18 protein-coding genes are annotated in these 19,562 nt (G+C 68.2%); 3 read left to right on the top strand and 15 right to left on the bottom strand.

Annotated features, from left to right (window positions below; translation table 11 throughout):
- Nucleotides 1-294: 294 nt before the first annotated feature.
- The 4 genes from BYZ73_RS00970 to BYZ73_RS00985 all read right to left on the bottom strand — a co-directional run bounded on the left by BYZ73_RS00970 (nucleotide 295) and on the right by BYZ73_RS00985 (nucleotide 4,608).
- Nucleotides 295-1,083 carry an FAD binding domain-containing protein gene (locus BYZ73_RS00970; protein ID WP_112314547.1) on the bottom strand — a complete coding sequence of 263 codons (789 nt, stop codon included), beginning with the start codon at nucleotides 1,081-1,083 and terminating at the stop codon, nucleotides 295-297.
- A gap of 10 nt (nucleotides 1,084-1,093) precedes the next feature.
- Nucleotides 1,094-3,460, bottom strand: coding sequence for a xanthine dehydrogenase family protein molybdopterin-binding subunit (locus BYZ73_RS00975; RefSeq protein ID WP_112314548.1), 2,367 nt, complete (start codon nucleotides 3,458-3,460; stop codon nucleotides 1,094-1,096).
- A gap of 70 nt (nucleotides 3,461-3,530) precedes the next feature.
- Complete coding sequence (locus BYZ73_RS00980) at nucleotides 3,531-4,031, bottom strand: (2Fe-2S)-binding protein (protein ID WP_108023516.1); 501 nt, start codon at nucleotides 4,029-4,031, stop codon at nucleotides 3,531-3,533.
- A 22-nt stretch (nucleotides 4,032-4,053) separates the two neighbouring features.
- The gene (locus BYZ73_RS00985) at nucleotides 4,054-4,608 is read right to left on the bottom strand and encodes an SRPBCC family protein (protein WP_108023518.1); all 555 of its coding nucleotides are present in this window, start codon (nucleotides 4,606-4,608) and stop codon (nucleotides 4,054-4,056) included.
- 196 nt (nucleotides 4,609-4,804) lie between these two features.
- On the opposite strand from BYZ73_RS00985, the gene BYZ73_RS00990 reads away from it, so the two are divergent.
- Nucleotides 4,805-5,509: a response regulator gene (locus BYZ73_RS00990; protein ID WP_112314549.1), complete on the top strand. Its 705-nt coding sequence runs from the start codon at nucleotides 4,805-4,807 to the stop codon at nucleotides 5,507-5,509.
- A 187-nt stretch (nucleotides 5,510-5,696) separates the two neighbouring features.
- Nucleotides 5,697-7,916 (top strand): hybrid sensor histidine kinase/response regulator, encoded by a 2,220-nt coding sequence (locus tag BYZ73_RS00995; protein ID WP_112314550.1) that lies wholly within the window; start codon nucleotides 5,697-5,699, stop codon nucleotides 7,914-7,916.
- Between the two features lie 32 nt (nucleotides 7,917-7,948).
- On the opposite strand, the gene BYZ73_RS01000 is transcribed toward BYZ73_RS00995, so the two are convergent.
- The 5 genes from BYZ73_RS01000 to BYZ73_RS01020 all read right to left on the bottom strand — a co-directional run bounded on the left by BYZ73_RS01000 (nucleotide 7,949) and on the right by BYZ73_RS01020 (nucleotide 13,704).
- Nucleotides 7,949-8,929, bottom strand: coding sequence for a 2-dehydropantoate 2-reductase (locus BYZ73_RS01000; RefSeq protein ID WP_112314551.1), 981 nt, complete (start codon nucleotides 8,927-8,929; stop codon nucleotides 7,949-7,951).
- 136 nt (nucleotides 8,930-9,065) lie between these two features.
- Nucleotides 9,066-10,601, bottom strand: coding sequence for an acyl--CoA ligase (locus BYZ73_RS01005; RefSeq protein ID WP_112314552.1), 1,536 nt, complete (start codon nucleotides 10,599-10,601; stop codon nucleotides 9,066-9,068).
- Between the two features lie 20 nt (nucleotides 10,602-10,621).
- Nucleotides 10,622-12,145 (bottom strand): tripartite tricarboxylate transporter permease, encoded by a 1,524-nt coding sequence (locus tag BYZ73_RS01010; protein WP_112314553.1) that lies wholly within the window; start codon nucleotides 12,143-12,145, stop codon nucleotides 10,622-10,624.
- A 12-nt stretch (nucleotides 12,146-12,157) separates the two neighbouring features.
- Nucleotides 12,158-12,649 (bottom strand): tripartite tricarboxylate transporter TctB family protein, encoded by a 492-nt coding sequence (locus BYZ73_RS01015; protein WP_112314554.1) that lies wholly within the window; start codon nucleotides 12,647-12,649, stop codon nucleotides 12,158-12,160.
- An 80-nt stretch (nucleotides 12,650-12,729) separates the two neighbouring features.
- Nucleotides 12,730-13,704, bottom strand: coding sequence for a Bug family tripartite tricarboxylate transporter substrate binding protein (locus BYZ73_RS01020; RefSeq protein WP_112314555.1), 975 nt, complete (start codon nucleotides 13,702-13,704; stop codon nucleotides 12,730-12,732).
- Between the two features lie 176 nt (nucleotides 13,705-13,880).
- Between BYZ73_RS01020 and BYZ73_RS01025 the strand changes: the two genes are divergently transcribed.
- A complete protein-coding gene (locus BYZ73_RS01025; RefSeq protein WP_112314556.1) occupies nucleotides 13,881-15,287 on the top strand; it encodes a helix-turn-helix domain-containing protein in 1,407 nt (468 codons plus the stop codon).
- Nucleotides 15,288-15,290: 3 nt separating this feature from the next.
- Here the strand turns inward: BYZ73_RS01025 and BYZ73_RS01030 are convergent, their stop codons facing one another.
- The 6 genes from BYZ73_RS01030 to BYZ73_RS01055 all read right to left on the bottom strand — a co-directional run bounded on the left by BYZ73_RS01030 (nucleotide 15,291) and on the right by BYZ73_RS01055 (nucleotide 19,561).
- Complete coding sequence (locus BYZ73_RS01030) at nucleotides 15,291-16,007, bottom strand: sugar transferase (RefSeq protein WP_112314557.1); 717 nt, start codon at nucleotides 16,005-16,007, stop codon at nucleotides 15,291-15,293.
- Nucleotides 16,008-16,173: 166 nt separating this feature from the next.
- A complete protein-coding gene (locus BYZ73_RS01035) occupies nucleotides 16,174-16,608 on the bottom strand; it encodes a GPW/gp25 family protein (RefSeq protein WP_108023534.1) in 435 nt (144 codons plus the stop codon).
- Between the two features lie 4 nt (nucleotides 16,609-16,612).
- Nucleotides 16,613-16,903, bottom strand: coding sequence for a PAAR domain-containing protein (locus BYZ73_RS01040; protein ID WP_108023536.1), 291 nt, complete (start codon nucleotides 16,901-16,903; stop codon nucleotides 16,613-16,615).
- A gap of 10 nt (nucleotides 16,904-16,913) precedes the next feature.
- Nucleotides 16,914-18,698 (bottom strand): phage baseplate assembly protein V, encoded by a 1,785-nt coding sequence (locus BYZ73_RS01045; protein WP_112314558.1) that lies wholly within the window; start codon nucleotides 18,696-18,698, stop codon nucleotides 16,914-16,916.
- Nucleotides 18,699-18,701: 3 nt separating this feature from the next.
- Nucleotides 18,702-19,382, bottom strand: coding sequence for a CIS tube protein (locus BYZ73_RS01050; protein WP_112314559.1), 681 nt, complete (start codon nucleotides 19,380-19,382; stop codon nucleotides 18,702-18,704).
- Entirely contained in the window at nucleotides 19,379-19,561 is a 183-nt protein-coding gene (locus BYZ73_RS01055; RefSeq protein ID WP_112314560.1) for a hypothetical protein, read from the bottom strand. Before BYZ73_RS01055 ends, BYZ73_RS01050 begins: the two co-directional genes overlap by 4 nt.
- Between the last annotated feature and the right edge of the window lies 1 nt (nucleotide 19,562).

The following is a 19,562-nucleotide window of genomic DNA, read 5'->3' on the forward strand; positions in this document are numbered from 1 at the left end:
GCGCCGTTACAGCCATCGGGCAACTCGGGCCCAACACGCGTCCGGACCGATCAGCGGAGAAAGCCGCGGCCCGCCGCCGGAGGGCGGCAACGGCCCGATTTCTTTCCAGGCCCCCAACGGGTCGTCAGGACCGCACCAAGACTTGCACGCTCGGGAAGCCGCGTCTTTGGAGCGGTGCAGAGTTTCGGCCGCAATCAGAGGTCACCTGTTGCCCGAGGGACGACACCGTCCATTGAAACGACCCGCACCTGGCGGGCCCTTCCACCGTAAAGGCCCAGGTCCGGTGGTCACGCCTCAGGCCGCCGCAACCGCCCGCCCGGTCAGGACCCGGATCAGATGCGCGCGGTACTCGGGCGAGCCGTGCAGATCGCCGATCATGCCCTCTGGGTCGACGCTGAGCCCCGCCACCGCCTCGGGCCGGAAATCGTCCGACAGCGCGGCCTCGGCCTCGGTCCAGCGGAAGACCCCGTCTTCCGAAGCGCCGGTCACTGCCACCCGCACCCCGTCCACGAACCGCGCGATGAAAACGCCCACCAGCGCGAAGCGCGAGGCCGGCTGGGCGAATTTTACATAGGCCGCCTGCTCGGGCACCGGAAAACGGATCTCGGTGATGATCTCGCCCTCTTCCAGGGCGGTGGCGAACATGCCCTCGAAATAGTCATCGGCCGCGATTTCGCGGGTATTGGTCCGGATCGTGGCACCGGAGGCCAGCACCGCCGCCGGATAGCAGGCCGAGGGGTCGTTATTGGCCAGCGAGCCGCCGATGGTGCCGCGGTTGCGCACCGCCGGATCGCCGATATGGGCGGCCAGATCGGCCAGCGCCGGGTAGGTCGCCGCGGCCTCGGCCGCCACCGTCGCATGGGACGTCGCCGCACCGATGCAAAGCGCGCCGTCATCGGCCACGCAGATGCCTTTCAGTTCGTCGATGCCGGTCAGGCTGACCAGCCGGGCGGGACTTGCCAGCCGCTGCTTGAGCGCCGGGATCAGGGTCTGCCCGCCGCCAAGCGCCTGCGCCTCTTCCTGCCCCAGCGCCGTGACGGCCGCGTCGAGCGTGGTCGGACGGTCGATTTCGAACGCATACATGGTCTTCTCCTCAGCCCTGCATCGCCGCCCAGACGCGCGAGGGCGTCAGCGGCATGTCGATATGGGTGACGCCGGTATGGCCCGCGCGCTGCAGCGCATCGACCACGGCATTGACCACCGCGGGCGGCGATCCGATGGCGCCCGCCTCGCCGCAGCCCTTCACGCCCAGCGGGTTATGGGTGCAGGGCGTGGCGCAGGAATGATCGACCCGATAGAACGGCACATCGTCGGCGCGCGGCATGGCGTAGTCCATGTAGGACCCCGACAGAAGCTGGCCGTAGTCGTCATAGGACGCGGCCTCCAGCAGCGCCTGGCCCACGCCCTGCGCGATCCCGCCATGGACCTGGCCCGACACGATCATCGGGTTGACGATATTGCCGAAATCGTCGGCGGCGGCGAAGGAGCAGACGGTAACCTTGCCGGTGTCCGGATCGACCTCGACCTCGCAGGCATAGGCGCCCGCGGGATAGGTGAAGTTGTTGGGGTCGTAGAAGGCGGTTTCCTCGAGCCCGGGCTCGATATCCTCGAGCGGGTAGTTGTGGGGGACATAGGCCGCGAGGGTGACATCGCCCCAGGCCACCGACTTGTCGGTGCCCGCGACCGAGAACCTGCCGTCCTTCAGCTCGATATCCTCGGGCGCGGCCTCCATCAGGTGGGCCGCGATCTTCTTGGCCTTGGCGATGATCTTGTTCGTCGCCCGGACCATCGCCGAGCCGCCCACCGCGAGACTGCGCGACCCGTAGGTGCCCATGCCCATCGGCGTGTTGGCGGTGTCGCCATGGACGATCTCGACCATGTCCTCGCCGATGCCGATCATGTCGGCCACGACCTGGGCGAAGGTGGTCTCGTGCCCCTGCCCGTGGCTGTGCGACCCGGTCATCACGACCAGCCCGCCGGTGGCGTTGACCCGGACGGTCGCGCTTTCATAAAGCCCCGCGCGGGCGCCGAGCTGGCCCACGAGCTGGCTGGGTGCGATCCCGCAGGCCTCGATATAGCAGTTGAGCCCGAGCCCGCGGAGCATGCCGCGGGACTTGCTGTCGGCCAGACGCGCCTCGAAACCCGCGACATCGGCAATCTCCAGCAGCTTGTCGAGGGTCGCGTTGTAATCGCCGGTGTCGTATTCGACGGCGACGGGGGTCGCGTAGGGAAATTCGGTGATGAAGTTCCGCCGCCGAAGCTCGACCGGGTCGATCCCCATCTCGCGCGCGGCCTTGTCGATGACCCGTTCGAGTTGGTAGGTGGCCTCGGGCCGCCCGGCGCCGCGATAGGCATCGACCGGCACGGTATTTGTGAAGACCGCCTTGACGTTCACATAGATCAGCGGGGTCTTGTAATTACCCGCCATCAGCGTGCCGTGCAGCCAGGTCGGGATCGAGGGCGCGAAGGTCGAGAGATAGGCGCCCATATTGGCATGGGTCTCGGTCCGGAGCGCCTGGAAATGCCCCTCGGCGTCGAGCGCCAGTTCGATCCGGGTGACATGGTCGCGGCCATGGGCGTCGGAGATGAAGGCCTCGGACCGGGTGCAGGTCCATTTCACCGGGCGCCTCAGCTGTTTCGCGGCGAAGGTGCAGAAGGCCTCCTCGGCGTAGTGGAAGATCTTCGAGCCGAAGCCGCCGCCGACATCGGGGGCAACGACGCGGAGCTTGTGTTCGGGGATGCCCAGCACGAAGGCGCCCATCAGCAGCCGGATCACATGCGGGTTCTGCGAGGTGGTGTAAAGCGTCGAGTCCTCGGTCGCCGGGTTGAAATCGCCCAGCGCGACGCGCGGCTCCATGGCGTTCGGCACGAGCCGCTGGTTCACCAGATCGAGGGTGGTGACATGGGCGGCGGTCTCGAAGGCGGCATCGACCGCCGCGCGGTTTTCCTCGACGAAGCCCCAGTCATAGCAGAGGTTGTTTTTCAGCTCGTCATGGACGAGGGGGGCGTCGGGGTCGAGCGCGGCTTTCATGTCGAGCACGGCCGGAAGCTCGTCGATCTCGACCTCGACCGCCTCGGCGGCGTCGCGGGCCTGCTCGGCGGTTTCGGCGACGACGACGGCCACCGGGTCGCCGACATGGCGGACCTTGCCGCGCGCCAGCACCGGGTGGCCGGGTTCCTGCATCGGCTGACCGAAGCGATCGGTGACGAGCCAGCCGCAGGGCAGACCGCCCACCCCTTCGAAATCGGCACCGGTGAAGACGCGCAGCACGCCCGGCATGGCCTCGGCGGCGGATGTGTCGACTCCGGTCAGGCGACCATGGGCAACTTGCGAGCGCACGAACCAGGCATGGGCCTGACCGGGCAGGTTGATGTCGTCGGTGTAGCGGCCCTTGCCGGTGAGGAACCGCTTGTCCTCGCGCCGCTTCGAGCTGGCGCCGATGCCATGATCTTTCGGCATTGTTATCCTCCCTGATACGATCTTTCTGCGAAAGATCGGTCCGAATTTTCTGCGAAAATTCGTGTCTGCCTCACTCGGCGGCGATGGCGTCGCCGCCGATGTCGCCGACATCCTGGCCCGATGCCGCAAGGATCGCCTTGACGATGTTGTGGTAGCCGGTGCAGCGGCAGATGTTGCCTTCGAGATAATGCCGTACCTCGGCCTCGGTCGGTTTCGGAGTCTCGGCTAGAAGCGCTGCCGCCGACATCACCATGCCGGGCGTGCAGAAGCCGCATTGCAGCCCGTGATGGTCCTGAAACGCCTGCTGGATCGTCGACAGCGATCCGTCGGCATTGGCCATGCCCTCGATCGTGGTCACCTCGCAGCCTTCGGCCTCGGCCGCGAACATGGTGCAGGATTTCACGGCCTTGCCGTCGACATGCACGACGCAGGCGCCGCACTGGCTGGTGTCGCAGCCGACATGGGTGCCGGTCAGGCCCAGAGTGTCGCGCAGGAAAGACACCAGCAGCGTCCGCCCCTCGATTTCGCCCGACACCGGCTTGCCGTTCACCTTCATGCTGACCTTGGTCATTTTTATCCTCCCTGAGTCCCTGTCATTCCGCTTCGGCCTTGCGGGTCATCAGCCGCCCGAGCCATCCCTTGCCTTTCGGCGCATCCTCTGCCGGGTCCGCGCCCTCCGGTTCGGCGGCCGCCTCTTCCGTTTCCGAGGGGCCTTCGACGACCTCCTTGAAGCGGGTGAAGAACTGGTCGCTCAGCTTGTGGGCCACGCCGTGGATCATCCGGCTGCCCAGCTGAGCAAGCTTCCCGCCGACCTCGACCTCGACCTCGTAGCCGAGCCGCGTGCCCTCGGGGATCTCCTCCAGCGTCACCCGGGCCGCGCCCTTGGCAAAGCCCGCAGCGCCCCCCTTGCCCTCGCCCGACAGCGTCAGTGCCGAGGGCTCTTCCATGTCGCTGAGGGTCACATGACCCTTGAAGGTTGCCTTCACCGGGCCGATCTTCTGCAGAACCGTCGCCTCGAAGCCGTCCTCGGGATTGCCCGACAGTTCCTGACAGCCCGGCAGGCAGGCCTTCAGCACCTCGTCGGTCAGCAATGCCTCCCACACGGTCGCGCGCGGCGCGGCAATGTCATGCGTTGCAGCGAGTTTCATCTTGCGCCCCCCTCTTCGCGCCCAGCCTAGGGTGCCCGCGCCTCTGCTGCTATTCGACCAAGGGATTATATCCCCCGTCATGCCACCGTCGCGCTGAAGGGCCGAACCGGGCGGTCCGACCTTGGTGCCGATGGGCGCGGCGCCGCCCGCATGCTAGGCTGCGTCAAACCGCAACCAGCCGGGAGACCCAAGGGCCATGACCGCCGTCCAGAACCGCCCGGCAGAAGGACCCGCGCCCCGCCGCTTCGACACGGCGATGGTGATCGACGACCATCCGCTTTTCTGCGACGCGCTGTCGATGACGCTGAAATCGGCCGTGGGCATCGGACGGGTCGAGACCAGCGATCACCTGGAGGATGCGCTTTCGCGGCTCGGCCAGGCGCCGCGGCCCGATATCGTGCTGCTTGATCTGAACCTTCCCGATGTCACCGGGCTCGACGGGCTGATCCGGCTGAAGACGGCGGTCGGCGAGACCCCGGTTGTGGTCGTGTCCTCGATGGCCGATTCCCGGCTGATCGGCACCGCGATCCGGGCGGGCGCGGCCGGCTTCGTGCCCAAGCACAGCCCCCGCGACGTGTTCCGGGCCGCCTTTGCCGCCATCGCCGAGGGCGAGGTCTACGTGCCCGACGGCGTGATGCTGAGCGATTGCTCTGGCGCGACGGCCCGGGACGACGCGATCCGGCGGCTCGCGCTGCTGACGCCGCAGCAGGGGCGCATCCTGCAACTGATCTGCGCGGGAAAGCTGAACAAGCAGATTGCCTTCGACCTCTCCATCGCCGAAACTACCGTTAAGGCCCATGTCACTGCCATCATGCGCAAGCTCGGGGTCCAAAGCCGGACCCAGGCGGTCCTGATCGCCCAGGAAGCCAGCTTCTCCGGGGTGATGACCGACCCGAGCTAGATGCAGGCCAGCCGGCGCCGGAGCCAACCGGAGCCACCCTAGGGGTCGTCGTCTTTGGGAGGAGATGCATGGACCGCACCGCGATACCGGGCCGACACCAGGACCGGCCCGCCTGTCCGCCGGACCGCCAGCGCCTGTCGGGCGCGGCCTGTCCGGCTTCTGGCCCGACCCGCCCGCGGTACGCGAAATGTCCGACCGCCTGATCCGCCCGCCGGACCCGCGCGCGCACCGGATCGAAGACCAGACCGACCGGGTGCACCGCATCGCGCGGCTCCTGACCGCCCGCAGGGCCGATGCGTCCGCCCCCGAGGGCGCCGGCCCGTCGCTGACCGATCGCGCGGTCCTTCTTGCGGACGAGGTGCGCGCCCGCACCGACGAGCTTGAACACGCGCTCGACCTGCTCAACGAATCGAATGCGCGTCTGGCCGCGGCGAACCGGGCCACCGAGGCCGCCCGCGCCGATCTGGCCAATGCCATCGAGACGCTGCAGGAGGGCTTTGCGCTTTTCGACGAGGCCGACCATCTGGTTCTGTGCAACAGCCGTTTCGTGATGCAGATGCCCGACGTGCGCGAACAGCTTCGGCCCGGGCTCGGGTTCCAAGCCTATGTCGAGGCGGTCAGCCGGTCACGGTTTCTGACCCTGCCCGATGGCGACACCGCCGCGGACTGGGCCGACCGCCGGATCGCGCGCCACCGCGACAACCTCCATACGGTGATCAATATCAGCCTGCTCGGGCATCGCTGGATCCAGGTCAGCGATCACCGCACGCAAGACGGCAAGACGGTGATCCTGCAGACCGATATCACCGACATCATGCGCTCGGAACGGCGCGAACGCAGCCGGATGCTGGACGACCAGGCCCGCATGGTGCGGGCCACGCTCGAACATATCAACCAGGGGGTCTGCATCTTCGACCCTGAAAAGCGGTTGGTCGGCTGGAACCGCAAGGTCGGCGCAATGCTGTCGATCCCGGTGGCCCAGTTCCGGCTGGGCGCCGATTTCGACCGGCTGTTCGGCCAGCTTGCCGCCGACCCGGCGCTGCAGGTCGACACCGACCCCGAGGCGCTTCTGACCTGGGTCCATCGCACCGACCGCCGCCCGCCGCTGCAGTTCGGGCTGGCGCGCGGCGAGGCCCTGGTGCTGGAGGCTCTGGCCGAAGAGATGCCCGACCGGGGCTTCGTCATCTCGTTTTCCGACGTGACCGCCGCACGCCGCGCCGCGGGCGCGCTGGCCGAGGCCAAGACCCATCTCGAACAGCGGGTTCTGGAACGCACGCTCGATCTCGAGGACGCACTGTCGGTGGCCGAACGGGCCAATGCCTCGAAATCGCGCTTTGTCGCGGCGGCCAGCCACGACCTGCTGCAACCGCTTTCGGCCGCCCGGCTTTACGTCTCGTCCATCGTCGAGGATCTGGCCCAACCCGATCACCGCGAGGTCCTCAGCCGCGCCGAAACCGCGCTGGAAAGCGTCGAGGGTATCCTTGAGGCGCTGCTTGACATCTCGACGCTCGACAGCGGTCAGGCGGCGATCTCGCCCGAGCCGGTCGGCATCCGCGATCTCTTTGCCCGGCTGCAGACGGGCTTTGCCCCCCATGCCGCGCTGAAGGGGCTCGATCTGAGGGTGATGCCCCGCGATCTGACCGTGCGCACCGATCCGGGCTATATCCGCCGGATCCTGCAGAACCTCGTCTCGAACGCCATCCGCTATACCGAAACCGGCCGGGTCCTCGTCGGCGCCCGGCGCCAGGGAGCCTCGCTGAGGCTCGAGGTCTGGGACACCGGCCCCGGCATCGCCGAAGAGGACCAGGAGGCGATCTTTCGCGAATTCCACCGGCTCAACGCCCGCGCCTCGGCCAGCGAGGGCATGGGGCTGGGGCTGGCCATCGTCGAGCGCGCCTGCGCGCGGCTCGGCCATCCGCTGGGGCTCTGGTCGCGGCCCGGGCGCGGCAGCGGTTTCTTCGTCACCGTGCCGCTGGCCGAGCCTGCGCCCGTCGGTCCCCCGGCCCAGCCCTTGCCCGAGGCCGCGCCGGGGCTGGTCGCGCTGTTGATCGAGGACGATCCCGAGATTCGCCGCGCCCTGCCGATGCTGGTCCGGCGCTGGGGCGTCGATGTGCTGGACGTCGCCGATGCCGACGAGGCGCTGGCGCTGCTGGCCGAGATCGACCTCAAGCCCGACGCGGCCCTGATCGACGACCGGCTCGGGACCGGCACCGGACTCGAGGCGCTCGACCGGATCGAGGCGCGCTACGGCCCGATCCCGGCCCGCATCGTGAGCGCGAACCGCAGCCCCGACTTCGCCGCCGCCTGCCGGGCGCGCGGGGTCCAGATCCTGCCGAAACCGCTCTCGCCCGAACCGCTCCGCGCCTTCTTCGCGGATGTCTCGCGCCGCCGGAACGGTCAGGACTGAACCGCAAGCCCGGCAGGTCCGAATGCCCGCGCTCAGTACAGCCCCGCGACGCGCGCGCGCAGGCTGACCAGCGCCAGCACCGTATCGATGGCGGGCGTCGGCGTGCCGGTGATCCGGCCCAGCTCCTGCACCGATCCGACCAGCGCGTCGATTTCCATCGGCCGCCCCAGATCTAGATCCTGCAGCATCGAGGTCCGGTGCGCGCCGACCGCAGCCCCCCCCTCGATCCGGCGGTCCACATCGATCGGGAACTTCACGCCCAGCTTTTCGGCAATGACCTGCGCCTCCAGCATCATCGCCCGCGCCACGCCCCGCGTGCCCGGATCGGTGCACAGCACATCGAGCGTGGCATGGGTCAGCGCCGAGATCGGATTGAACGACAGGTTGCCCCAAAGCTTGACCCAGATCTCGTCGCGCAGCTTGGGCCGGACGGGCGCCTTCAGCCCGGCCGCGGCCAGCGCCTGCGACAGCCGCGTCGCGCGCTCGGACTTCGACCCGTCGGGCTCGCCCAGCGAGAAGCGGTTGCCCTCGATGTGCCTGACGACGCCGGGCTCGATCACCTCGGCCGCCGGATAAACGACGCAGCCCAGCACCCGGTCGGGCCCGAACCCGGTCCATTGCGCATCGCCCGGATCGACCGAGGCCAGCCGCGTGCCCTCCAGCGGGCCGCCGATCTTGTGGAAATACCACCAGGGCACCCCGTTCACCCCGGACACGATGGTCGTGCCCTCGCCGATCAGCGGCTGCATCCTGCCCACCACGGGCGGCACCGAATGCGCCTTGAGCGTGACGATCACGTAGTCCTGTTCGCCCAGCTCGGCCGCATCCTCGGCAACCCGGACCGGCACCGTCTCGTCGGTCCCGGTCTCCTCCTCGATCAGCCGAAGCCCCCGCGCCTTCATCGCCGCCAGATGCGGGCCGCGCGCCACCAGACTGACCTCGGCGCCCGCCTGCGCCAGCTTCGCCCCCATATAGCCGCCGATGGCGCCCGCCCCGAACACACAGATCTTCATGCACACACGTCCCTGATCCCGGCAGCGGGCCCGACAGGCCCGCCGCTTTGCTCTTCTTCTTGGGAAAAATACCCGCCGCGCAGCGTCCGGGCAAAGCCCGGAATTCTTGGACTCCGGGCCAGGCCCGGAAACCGGCTTAGGCGGGTTCTGACAGGCCCAGCTTTTCGGCCAGGCCGATTCGCTGCAGCTTGCCGGTCGCGCCCTTCGGGATCTCGTCGAGGATCACCACCTTGCGCGGCACCTTGAAATCGGCGATGCGCCCGGCCGCGAACTCGCGGATCTCGCGCTCGCTGGCTTCGGCGCCCTCCTTCAGCACCACGGCCGCCGCGACCTCTTCGCCCAGCTTCGGATGCGGCAGCGCGAAGGTCACGCATTGCGCAATCGCCGGATGGTCCATCAGCACGCCATCGACCTCCAGCGGGCTGACCTTCTCGCCGCCCCGGTTGATGATCTCCTTCAACCGGCCCGTGAGATGCAGATAGCCATCGGCATCGAAGGCGCCCTGATCGCCGGTGCGGAACCAGCGCCGACCCTCGGCCTCGAAGAAGTTCTTGGCATTGGCCTCGGGATTGCCTTCATAGCCGGGCGTCACGTTCGGCCCCGAAATCACCACCTCGCCGGTGCCGTCCGTCAGGCGGTTCTCGACCTCATGTGCGATCCGCACCTCGGGCCCGGCGGCCACGCCCACCGATCCGGGCTTCTGGGCGCCGCGCGGCAGCGGGTTGCAGCACATCTGGTGCGCGGCCTCGGTCATGCCATAGGCCTCGATCAGCGGCGCGTCGAAGGTCTCGACCAGCGCGGTCATCACCTGCGCGGGCAGCGAGGCCGAGGACGAGCGCAGGAAGCGCAGCGGCACCGCCTCAATGGTCTCGCGGTTCCGGCCCGCGCGCGACAGGATCGCCTGATGCATGGTCGGGACGGCGGTGTACCAGCTGGGCCGCGCCTCCGACATCCAGCCGAAGAATTTCAGCGCGTCAAAGCCCGGCGCGCACCAGATCGAGGCGCCTGCCGACAAGGACGCGGTCACCGCCGCCAGCAGCCCGTGGATATGGAACAAAGGCATCACGTTGAGGCAGCGGTCGGCCGGTTTCAGCGCCAGCGAGTCGCGGATATGCACCGCCGAGGCCGCGACGTTCGATTGCAGCAAGGGCACGATCTTCGGCCGCGACGTGGTGCCCGAGGTATGCAGGATCAGCGCCACGTCTTCAGGCCCCGGCGCAGAGGTATCGCACTCGCCGCCGCCGCCCTCGGCACGCAGCGAAAACCGCCCAGCGGGTTCGGTCGGATCGGCCGAGAGCCGCAGCACGATCAGACCGAACCGGCGCGCGGCCGCCGCCGCCGGGCCGTCATAGCCTTCCTGCAACACGATGGCGCGGGCCTTCAGGTCTTCCAGATAGAAGGCGAATTCCTCTTCGCGATAGGCCGGGTTCAAGGGCGCCGTCACCGCCGCCTGCGCCACCGTCACGAAGGCCGCGGCCATCTCGGGGCCGTTCGGCAGCACGATCGCCACCCGGTCGCCCCGGCCGATACCCGCGTCATGCAACGCCTCGGCCACGGTCCGGGCCTGGTCCCGAAGCCCGCCGAAATCGAGCCAGGCCCGCCCGGGCGCGCCGATGGCCGGCGCGGCGTCGTCATGTGCCTGAAGAAGGTCCGCGATGGTCTGCACGTTCATGTCCTTTCAGTCTCGTTACGTCACTCGGCCGGAGCCGGATTGGAGGCGCGGGCCCGGCCGCGGCGCAGCAGCCGGATCAGCGGCAGTGAGAAGAGCAGCAGCGAGATCGCCATGAAGACCGCCGAGATCGGCCGGTCGACGAAGACGGTCAGATCGCCATGTTCCGCGATCATCGTCTGACGGAAGCTCTTTTCCATCAAGGGGCCAAGCACCAGCGCCAGCACCAGCGGCGCCAGCGGATAGTCGGCCTTGCGCAGCACATAGCCCGCGATCCCGAACCCCGCGATCATCCAGACATCGTGCATACGCTGGTCGGGCGCGTAGCCGCCGACGATGCAGAGCACCAGAACCATGGCGCAGAGCACGGTGAAGGGCATCCTAAGCGCCCAGACAAAGACCGGGATCAACGCGATATTGACCAGCACCGCCGCCACATTCGCGGTGTAAAGCGAACTGATCAGCCCCCAGACGAACTCCTTCTGCTCGACGAACAGCATCGGCCCGGGCGTCAGCCCCCACATCACCATGCCGCCCAGCAGCAACGCGGTGGTCGGCGAGCCGGGGATGCCCAGCGTCAGCATCGGCAGAAGCGAGCCGGTCGAGGCGGCATTGTTGGCGGTCTCGGGCGCGGCCACGCCTTCGGGGTTGCCGCGTCCGAAACTTTCGGGGCGTTTCGATATCGACTTCGCCACGCCATAGCTCATAAGCGCGGCGGGTGTCGCGCCCGCGGCCGGCAGGATGCCCACGAAGAAGCCCAGAACCGAGCCGAGGCTCATGGTGCGCCACATCCGGGTCATTTTCGACAGCCCCGCGCGCAGTTCGGAAAAGGTCAGCCGGGCGGGCGTGACCATGGGCGCATTGCGCGAGGTCTCGATGGTATAAAGCACCTCGCCCACGCCATAGACCCCGATGGCCAGCACCAGGAAGGAGATCCCCGAATAGAAGCCCGGCATGTCGCCGAAGATCAGCCGCGGCTCGCCCGAGATGATGTCGAGCCCGACGGTCGACAGCACGAGCCCGAGGCAGATCATGACGATGGTCTTGAGGATGTCGTCGCCGCCGAGCCCCACGAAGGTGGTGAAGGCCAGCAGGACCAGCGCGAATTCCTCGGCCGGACCGAAGGCCAGCGCCATGTCGGCCAGCGGCACCGCGAAGACGGTGAACAGCACGACCGAGATCGTGCCGCCGATGAAGGAGGCCACGGCCGCCACGATCAGCGCCAGCCCCGCCTCGCCCTTCTGCGCCATCGGGCGGCCGTCGAAGGTGGTGGCCACGGCGGTCGAGGCGCCGGGAATGCCCAGCAGGATCGAACTGATCGCGCCCCCGTACATCGCCCCGTAATAGATCGCGGCCAGGAGGATGATGGCCGAGGTCGGCGGCACGATGAAGGTCAAGGGCAGCACGATGGCCACCCCGTTGACGGACCCGAGCCCCGGCATCGCGCCGATGAAGATGCCGACCGTCACCCCGATCAGCACGATCAGCAGGTTCAGGGGCGAGATCGAGGTGGCAAACCCGTCAACCAGAAGTGCGAGAACGTCCATCTCCGGGGCTCCTCAGAAGAACATCGCGTAAAGCGGATAGAACAGCGGCTCGGTGATGCCCTTGGGCAGCAGGATCTTCAGCGTCACCTCGAAGAAGAAGAACAGGAAGACCGGCGTCGTCAGCATCAGGATGCCGGTCAGCAGCCAGCCATGGCCGCCGATGATCCTGAGATAGCCCAGCAGGAACAGCATCAGCGCGATATAGGCCCCGAGCAGCGGGATCAGCGCGATGGCGCCCAGCAGCAGGCCGACGACCCCCAGGATCTGCGGGATCGCATCGGCATCGGGGATGAAGGTCTCGTCCGAATGGGGCCGCGTCACGAAGCTGCGCGCCAGGATCGCCGCCGAGGCCAGCAGCATCCCGAGCCCCAGCCAGAACGGAAAGGCGCCCGCGCCGGGCCCGGTCTCGGGCTCCCAGCCGATCGGCAGACGCAGGGCATAGATCATGAAGCAAAGAGACAGCCCCATCAGGGCCAGGGCGATGATACGGTCGGCGGCAAGCATGGGCCTCGCTCCTTCTCGTGCCAGTCTGTCGGGCCGGGACCGGCGGGCGCACCCGCCGGGGCTTCGGGATCAGGACGAAATCAGGACGACCCCATCTCGCGCAGGATCTGGGCGTGCTTGTCGCGTTCCTCGAGGAAATAGTCCTGCAGCGCGTCTCCGGTCAGGAAGTCGGCCAGAAGCGCCTGTTCGGCGGTGTATTTCCGCCATTCCTCGGTCTCGCTGAGCTGGCGGAACATGTCGGTGTAATAGGCGACCGCGCCTTCGGGCATGTCCTTCGGTCCGACGAAGGACCGCTGCATCGTGTAGACCAGCGGGTGGCCCAGTTCGGTGAAGGTGGGCAGATCGGGGAAGGTCTCGAGCCGGTCGGCGGTCAGCGCGGCGATGGGGCGGGACTTGCCGGCCCGGAAGAAGCCCATCTGTTCCGACGGGTTGTTGACGGTCGAATCGACATGCCCGCCGATCAGCGCGGTCGCGACATCGCCGCCGCCCTTGTAGGGCACATAGGTGACCTTGATGCCGAATTCCTTTTCCAGCATCGCGGTGACCAGACTGTCCTCCTGCCCGGTGCCGGTCCCGCCCATCTTCCAGGTGCCGCCCTTCTCCTTCACCGAGGCGACGAAATCGTCCAGTGTCTGGATCTCGCTGTCGGCCGAGACCCACAGCACGAAGGTATCCAGCGCCATCCGCGCGATCGGCGTGAATTCGGCGATGTCGACGCCGATATCGGTGCGCAGGGGCGTCGTGTAATAGCTGTTCAGCGTCGCCATGATGACATGGGCGTCGCCCGACTTGTCCTTGAGATAGCGCAGCGCCTCGGCGCCCGATCCGCCCCCCTTGTTGACCGGCAGGATCGGCATGCGCGACAGGCCCTGTTTCTGGATGATCGCCTGGAAAAGCCGCGCGAGCTGGTCGGCGCCGCCGCCCTGCCCGGCCATGATCACCATCTCGATGGGCTTGATCGGTTTCCACTCATCGGCGAAGGCGGGGGCGGCCGCGGTCAGGGCCGCCGCGCCCATCAGGGACAGGCTCGCCCGACGTGTGAATCGGTGTGTCATGTTGATCCTCCCAAACTGACCGGAAGGCCGGGTCCGGCGGGCAGTCTCCTCCCTGCCTGCCGAACCGGTCTCTCCGCAGCCTCGACAATAAGCGGGGAGGCCGATTTTTCACACGAAACCGCGTCGGTCTGTTAAAGTGGGTTCTTACAAACCGCGTTCCTGTAATGTTGTAAATCATGCAGAAAGCCCTGATCGGATCGAAACTGCGCCAGCTGCGGCGCGATCATGGCCAGACCCAGGCCGAGATGGCGCGGCGGCTGAACATAAGCCCGGCCTATGTCAACTTGCTGGAAAACAACCAGAGATCGTTGTCGGTCAAGGTGTTGATGGCGCTGGCCGAGGCCTATGGCATCGAGATCCGCGAGCTTCTGAGCGACCGCAATGCCGGGCGACTGGCCGATCTGCGCGCCGCCGTTGCCGACCCCGCCTTCGGGCGCGACCGGCCCGATCTGCAGGAGCTGCGCGGCGCGGTCGACCACGCCCCCCGGCTCGTCGATCTGTTCCTGCAACTCTACCGCAGCCACCGCACCGCGGTCGACCGGATCGCGCGGATCGGCGGCACCGGAACCGAGCCCCAGCTGCTGGTCACCTCGCCCGAAACCGCGGTGCATGACTTCTTTCGCGACAATCGTAACTATTTCGACGCGCTCGAAACCGCGGCCGACAATGTGCGCGGCCAGTTCATCGGCGGCGCCGATGACATGTATGCCCAGCTCAAGCGCTATCTGCGGCTGAAGTTCGACATCGAGGTGCGGGTCGAGCCCAGTCACGACATGCCCGACGCGCTGCGGGTCTTCGACCGGCAGGCGGGCCAGGTGCGGCTGTCGCAGGCGCTCGACCATTCCAACCGGGTGTTCCAGCTGGCCCATGTGCTGGCGCTGGCCGACATTCCCTATCTGCTTGATTCGATGATCGGCCAAAGCGGGATCGACACCGATCTGGCCGCCGCCCGCTGCCGGGTCGAGCTGGCCAACTACTTTGCAGCCGCCCTGCTGATGCCCTATGACCCCTTCCTCGCGCTGGCCGAGGCCACGGGGTACGATGTCGACCGGCTGGGCGCGGCCTTCGGCACCTCGTTCGAGCAGGTCAGCCACCGCCTGACGACGCTGCAGCGCGACGGGGCGCGCGGCGTGGCCTTCTTCCTGATCCGGGTGGACAAGGCCGGCAATGTCACCAAGCGGGTCAACGCCACCCCCTTCGCGCTGGCCGAAAAGGGCGGGTCCTGCCCGGTCTGGAACGTGCATAACGCCTTTGCCACGCCCGGCGTGATCCTGCCGCAACTGGTCGAGATGCCCGATGGCAGCCAGTTCTTCACCCTCAGCCGCACCGTCAAGCGCCCGGTCTTCAGCCCGCATCTGCAGGACAACCGGCTGGCCGTGGCGCTGGGTTGCGAGCGCGGCGAGGCGCACCGGATCGGCTATGCCCAGGCGGTCAACCTGGAGGCCGACGGGCCGGTCGCGAGGATCGGCGTCAGCTGTCAGCTTTGCCCGCGCCAGGCCTGTTCCCAGCGCGCGCACCAGCCCTTGCACATGGACCTGCCGATGGATGCCGACCGGCGCGGCAAGACCCGCTACGAAAGCTGAGCGTCAGCGGCGCGACGCCGGGCTGGCGCCGGGAAAGGGCAGCGGGCCGGTCATCGGGGCCATCGGGCCAAAGCCCGCAGCCTTGCGCGGTCCGACCGCGTCCCGGCGCGTCAGCGCACCGGCGATCAGGCGCAGGTCGACCCAGGGACCGGCGATCTGGCTGTAGCGCAGGTCGTCATGGACCCGGTCGCAGAACCGCCCGCCGGGCCGCGCATCGGCAAGCCCGATCAGCCCCGGGCGCATCGCCAGATAGACGCTGCGCGCCAGACCGTAGCGCGCCAGATCGGCGCGCGCGGCCGGGCGCGGACCCACAAGGCTCATGTCGCCGCGCAGCACGGTCCAGAGCATCGGAAGACCGGCCAGCCCCAGCCGCCGCACCCAGATGCCGACCCGGCCCGCCGCGGGTTCGGCTCCGGTATTGCCAAGCCGCGCCCGAAGGTCCCCCTGCCGCGACCGCACCGCCCGGATCGGGCGGGCGGTGTGGAAGACAAGGCAGGAGATCGGCGCGCCGCCCCGGCCGATCCGGATCCGCCGGGCGAAGCCCTGCCCCGTCTCGACCCGAAGCAGAAGCCAGATCGCGCCGATCACGGGCGCACAGAGGATCAGCAGCGCCGCCGACAGGACGATATCCAGCAGACGCTTGCCCGCATAGCCGCCCGGACGCGGCACCGGCGCCGCGCCCATCGGCACGGCAAAGACCTGCAGGACACCCGTGTCCATCCAACCCTCCTGCCCAACTCTTCCGCGAGGCGCGCGCGACAGGCGCCCCGGCTCAGGATCGGCGAAAAAGGGTCAACCATGGGTTAACAAAGCCTGCGGCATTCGCGACATAAATCGCGAATTTTCTGAAACTTGCACGCGCATCTTCATGCGACGCGCGAAGCGGTCAGGCCGCCACCGGCGTGCCGGTGACCAGCGTGCCCTCCTGGGCGTAGAACGGAAAGACGACGTTGTGGCGGGTATTGGTGCGCTCGACCTCATAGTCGAGAAAGACGCTCATCCGCCCCTCGGCCCAGTTCTCGAAGCTGACCCGCACCTCGCGCAGCCTGATCCGCGCCTCGAAGAACAGGATCGCCCGCGAGATGGCGGTCTCGACCGCGCGGGCGGTGGCCGCGGTCATCGGCTCGAACACCAGATCGTGGATGCGGCAGCCATAGGTCGGGTGCATCACCCGTTCGCCCGGCCGGGTCTCGAACAGGATGCGCAGGCTCTGCTCGATGTCCTCGACCGCCTCGACCATGCGCGCGCCGCCCTCGGCCGGATCGAAATCGGGCGGAAACGCCCAGCCCCGGCCCAGAAACCCCGGATCGCCCTTCTCCATCGCCTCAGCCTCCGATCATCACGGTGGCCAGCCCCAGCACGATCGAGCCGCCATGCGAGGTCGTGTCGCCCATCCGCGCCGCGGGCATGCCGCCGATCATCACCGTGGCCGACCCCTTGACGATGCTGTCGGGCGGCCCGACGCAGACGCAGCTGTCGCCCACCACCGCCGCCGGAAGCCCGCCGATCAGGACCGTCGCCTCGCCCGGCCCCGAGATCGGTCCGCCCACATGGGGAACGACGCCCGTTGTCATCGGGCAGACATGCATGTCGGTCAGTCGCGCGGCAGGCGGCATCGGTGTCTCCTCAGTTGATCATCACCATGGCGCCCTTGACGGTGGTCTGTCCACCGGCGCTGAGCTCGGCCGAGGTGCCGCCCTTGGCGGTCAGCCCCATATCGCCGCTGAGCGAGACGTTGGTGCCGCTGGCGGTCACGTCGCCGCCCGACGAGCTGATGGTGATGTTGCCCCCGGCGGTCAGATCGAGCGTGCCCTTGCTGGACACCGTCACGCCCGAGCTTTCCATCTTGATCGTGTTGCCGGTGCTGTCGGTGACGGTGACAGACGTGTCGTCGTCGCTCAGCACGATACTGTGGCCGCCAGGGGTCTTGGCGGTCAGCACGGTCTTGTCGTCGTCGAAGCTGATCTCGAGGCCCGAGCGCGTGGTCAGCGCCTTGATCTCGTTCTCGTCGGTGGCCTCGCGGGTGCGCGCGAGCTTGCCGCCATGGAGCGAGCCCAGGATCACCGGCGCCGCCGGATCGTCGGCGAAAAAGCCCAGAACGACCTCGTCGCCCACCTCGGGCAGGAACTGGATGCCCGCCCCGTTCGACCCGTAGGGCTGGGCATAGCGCGCCCAGATCTCGACCGGCGGATCGCCAGACAGCGGCAGGCTGACCTTGATCATCGCGGCGTCGGACAGGGGATTTTCACCGCCACTGTCGGTCAACGCCACCACGGTCGCGGGCTGGAGCCCGGGCACCGGAGCGACGAGCCCGCCCGCCGCCGCGCCGCCAAGCCCGATCCCGTCCGACCGCCAGCCCTGCGGCAGGCCCAGGCGCGCGGTGGTGGTCCAGTGCCCGTCGCCCAGCTCGTGGGTGATGCCCGCGACATAGGCGGTGCCGCCCATGCGCTCGCCCACGCCCTTGATCTCGATCGTGTCGCCGGGCCTGGCCGCGGCCGAGCCGGGATAGCTGCACCGCCCCTGCAAGGCCGCCAGCGACACCCGCGCGGCCCGCGCCTTGGCGACCGAGGTCAGCGAGACCTGACCTTCGGCATAGGAGGCGGTCTGCGACCGGGTGCGGTCCCCGGTCACGCCGGTCAGATCCGAAAGCGCGCTCGACCCCCAGGACCCCGACGCCGCGGCATCCGAGGTCTGGACCGTCGCGGTCTGCTGGGCCGGGTCCCAGCCCGTCACCGAAACCGTCTTTTCCAGCCCCACCGTGTCGAGCCGGGCGTCGAAATCGAGAACGTCATCGCCCAGCGTCAGCGTCAGCTTGGCCGCGGCCGACGGGTCGGGCGCGGCTGCGGTGATCTTGCCCGCATCGACCGCCAGCACCTGCCCGTTGCGGTCGGCCAGAAGCCTGAGGAAGTCCCAGTCCGGGCAGTCATGCTGCACCAGATCGGCCTCGGGGCCGTCGGTCGCGGCGATGTCGGCGGTCAGCCCCGCCGCCTGAACCAGCGCCGACATGGCATCGCTGTCCTTGGTCTTGGACCAGACCGCCGTGCGGCAGAGGCCCGTCATCTTCACCGCCTTGTCGCGGCAGGAAAGTTCAAGCTGGCCGCCGCTGCCGCTGCGGATCCGAAGCCGCAGGCCGGTGACGATCCCGGTGAACAGGGTCTGCGCCGTGTTGGACCCGAACTGGGCGGAAATCTCGATTTCGCTGCCGGGCTTGGCGGTGTCGGCATCGGTCAGCGGAAATTCCTGTTCGGCGACCGACCCGTCGGCCAGCGTGACCACGGCCTCGGGCACGCGGTTCAGCTCGGTCTCGACCCGGATCGAGACGATGCCGACCGTGTCGGCCAGCGCGGTGCCGTTCAGCTTGACGGTGACGCCCAGCGGGCCATCGGAACCGGAGACCGGGCTTTCGGCCATGGCTCAGCGGATCGGCGGGAAATGCAGCAGCATGCCGGGCGCCAGGTCGCGGAAATCGTCCAGGTCGTTGGCCCGGGCAATTTCCAGATACCGCGTGACGTCCTTGTAGACCCGCTGGCACATCAGGGGCAGCGTATCGCCCTCGCGGACCTGCAGCACATGGGTCATGTCCGGCGACTTGTCGTTGCTTTCCTTGGCCTCCTTCTCTTCGGTGATGGCCTCGATGAATGTCATCTCGACGGTGGCGCGCAGCGGCGTGCCGTCGGCCTGAAACAGGGTGTAATCGACGTCGAGCCCGGTCAGCCGGCCCTGGAAATCGGACAGCCCTCCACCCCATTCCACCTCGACCGGGTTCGGCTGATGATCGTCGCCGTCATAGCTGTAGGCGATCTTGCGCAGCTTCTCGATCTGGGCCGAGACCGTCGTGCTGGCGGCATCGGGCACCACGCCGGTGCCGTCGAGGGTCAGCGTCAGGGTCAGCTGTTCGGGTTCCGAGCGGTCGAACTTGGGCACCGGCTTCGACTTGCCGATGGCGCTGTCGCGGTCGACGCCCGAAAACCGGGTCTTGTACTTGCGCTTGAACCGGGCCGGGTTGATGGTGGCGGTGAAGATGTTCGCATCGCCCGACATCTTGACGATGTCGCCGCCCTGGATCTCGCAGCGGGTGATCTTGAGCTTGGTCACGACCGCCCCTCGCGCAGCCGCCGCTCGGCCGCCTCGACGGCACGGGCGATCTCGTCCTCAAGGTCGCGCCGCAGATCGGCCAGCCGTTCTGCGAATTCCTCGGGGCCGACCGCCTCGGTCTTCTGCGCCGGGCGCCCGAACGAGCCCTTCACCACCAGACTGCCGATCTCGATCGTCATC

This window comes from Rhodovulum viride (assembly GCF_003265965.1).
GTDB classification, from domain to species: Bacteria; Pseudomonadota; Alphaproteobacteria; order Rhodobacterales; family Rhodobacteraceae; genus Rhodovulum; species Rhodovulum kholense.

What these genes read in the sequence shown, in the direction of transcription:
- BYZ73_RS00975 (WP_112314548.1), bottom strand. Translation starts at nt 3,460, where the DNA reads ATGCCGAAAGATCATGGCATCGGCGCCAGCTCGAAGCGGCGCGAGGAC.
- BYZ73_RS01015 (WP_112314554.1), bottom strand. Translation starts at nt 12,649, where the DNA reads ATGCTTGCCGCCGACCGTATCATCGCCCTGGCCCTGATGGGGCTGTCT.
- BYZ73_RS00995 (WP_112314550.1), top strand. Translation starts at nt 5,697, where the DNA reads ATGTCCGACCGCCTGATCCGCCCGCCGGACCCGCGCGCGCACCGGATC.
- BYZ73_RS01055 (WP_112314560.1), bottom strand. Translation starts at nt 19,561, where the DNA reads ATGACGATCGAGATCGGCAGTCTGGTGGTGAAGGGCTCGTTCGGGCGC.
- BYZ73_RS00970 (WP_112314547.1), bottom strand. Translation starts at nt 1,083, where the DNA reads ATGTATGCGTTCGAAATCGACCGTCCGACCACGCTCGACGCGGCCGTC.
- BYZ73_RS00985 (WP_108023518.1), bottom strand. Translation starts at nt 4,608, where the DNA reads ATGAAACTCGCTGCAACGCATGACATTGCCGCGCCGCGCGCGACCGTG.
- BYZ73_RS01020 (WP_112314555.1), bottom strand. Translation starts at nt 13,704, where the DNA reads ATGACACACCGATTCACACGTCGGGCGAGCCTGTCCCTGATGGGCGCG.
- BYZ73_RS01025 (WP_112314556.1), top strand. Translation starts at nt 13,881, where the DNA reads ATGCAGAAAGCCCTGATCGGATCGAAACTGCGCCAGCTGCGGCGCGAT.
- BYZ73_RS01045 (WP_112314558.1), bottom strand. Translation starts at nt 18,698, where the DNA reads ATGGCCGAAAGCCCGGTCTCCGGTTCCGATGGCCCGCTGGGCGTCACC.
- BYZ73_RS01000 (WP_112314551.1), bottom strand. Translation starts at nt 8,929, where the DNA reads ATGAAGATCTGTGTGTTCGGGGCGGGCGCCATCGGCGGCTATATGGGG.
- BYZ73_RS00980 (WP_108023516.1), bottom strand. Translation starts at nt 4,031, where the DNA reads ATGACCAAGGTCAGCATGAAGGTGAACGGCAAGCCGGTGTCGGGCGAA.
- BYZ73_RS01030 (WP_112314557.1), bottom strand. Translation starts at nt 16,007, where the DNA reads ATGGACACGGGTGTCCTGCAGGTCTTTGCCGTGCCGATGGGCGCGGCG.
- BYZ73_RS01005 (WP_112314552.1), bottom strand. Translation starts at nt 10,601, where the DNA reads ATGAACGTGCAGACCATCGCGGACCTTCTTCAGGCACATGACGACGCC.
- BYZ73_RS00990 (WP_112314549.1), top strand. Translation starts at nt 4,805, where the DNA reads ATGACCGCCGTCCAGAACCGCCCGGCAGAAGGACCCGCGCCCCGCCGC.
- BYZ73_RS01010 (WP_112314553.1), bottom strand. Translation starts at nt 12,145, where the DNA reads ATGGACGTTCTCGCACTTCTGGTTGACGGGTTTGCCACCTCGATCTCG.
- BYZ73_RS01035 (WP_108023534.1), bottom strand. Translation starts at nt 16,608, where the DNA reads ATGGAGAAGGGCGATCCGGGGTTTCTGGGCCGGGGCTGGGCGTTTCCG.
- BYZ73_RS01040 (WP_108023536.1), bottom strand. Translation starts at nt 16,903, where the DNA reads ATGCCGCCTGCCGCGCGACTGACCGACATGCATGTCTGCCCGATGACA.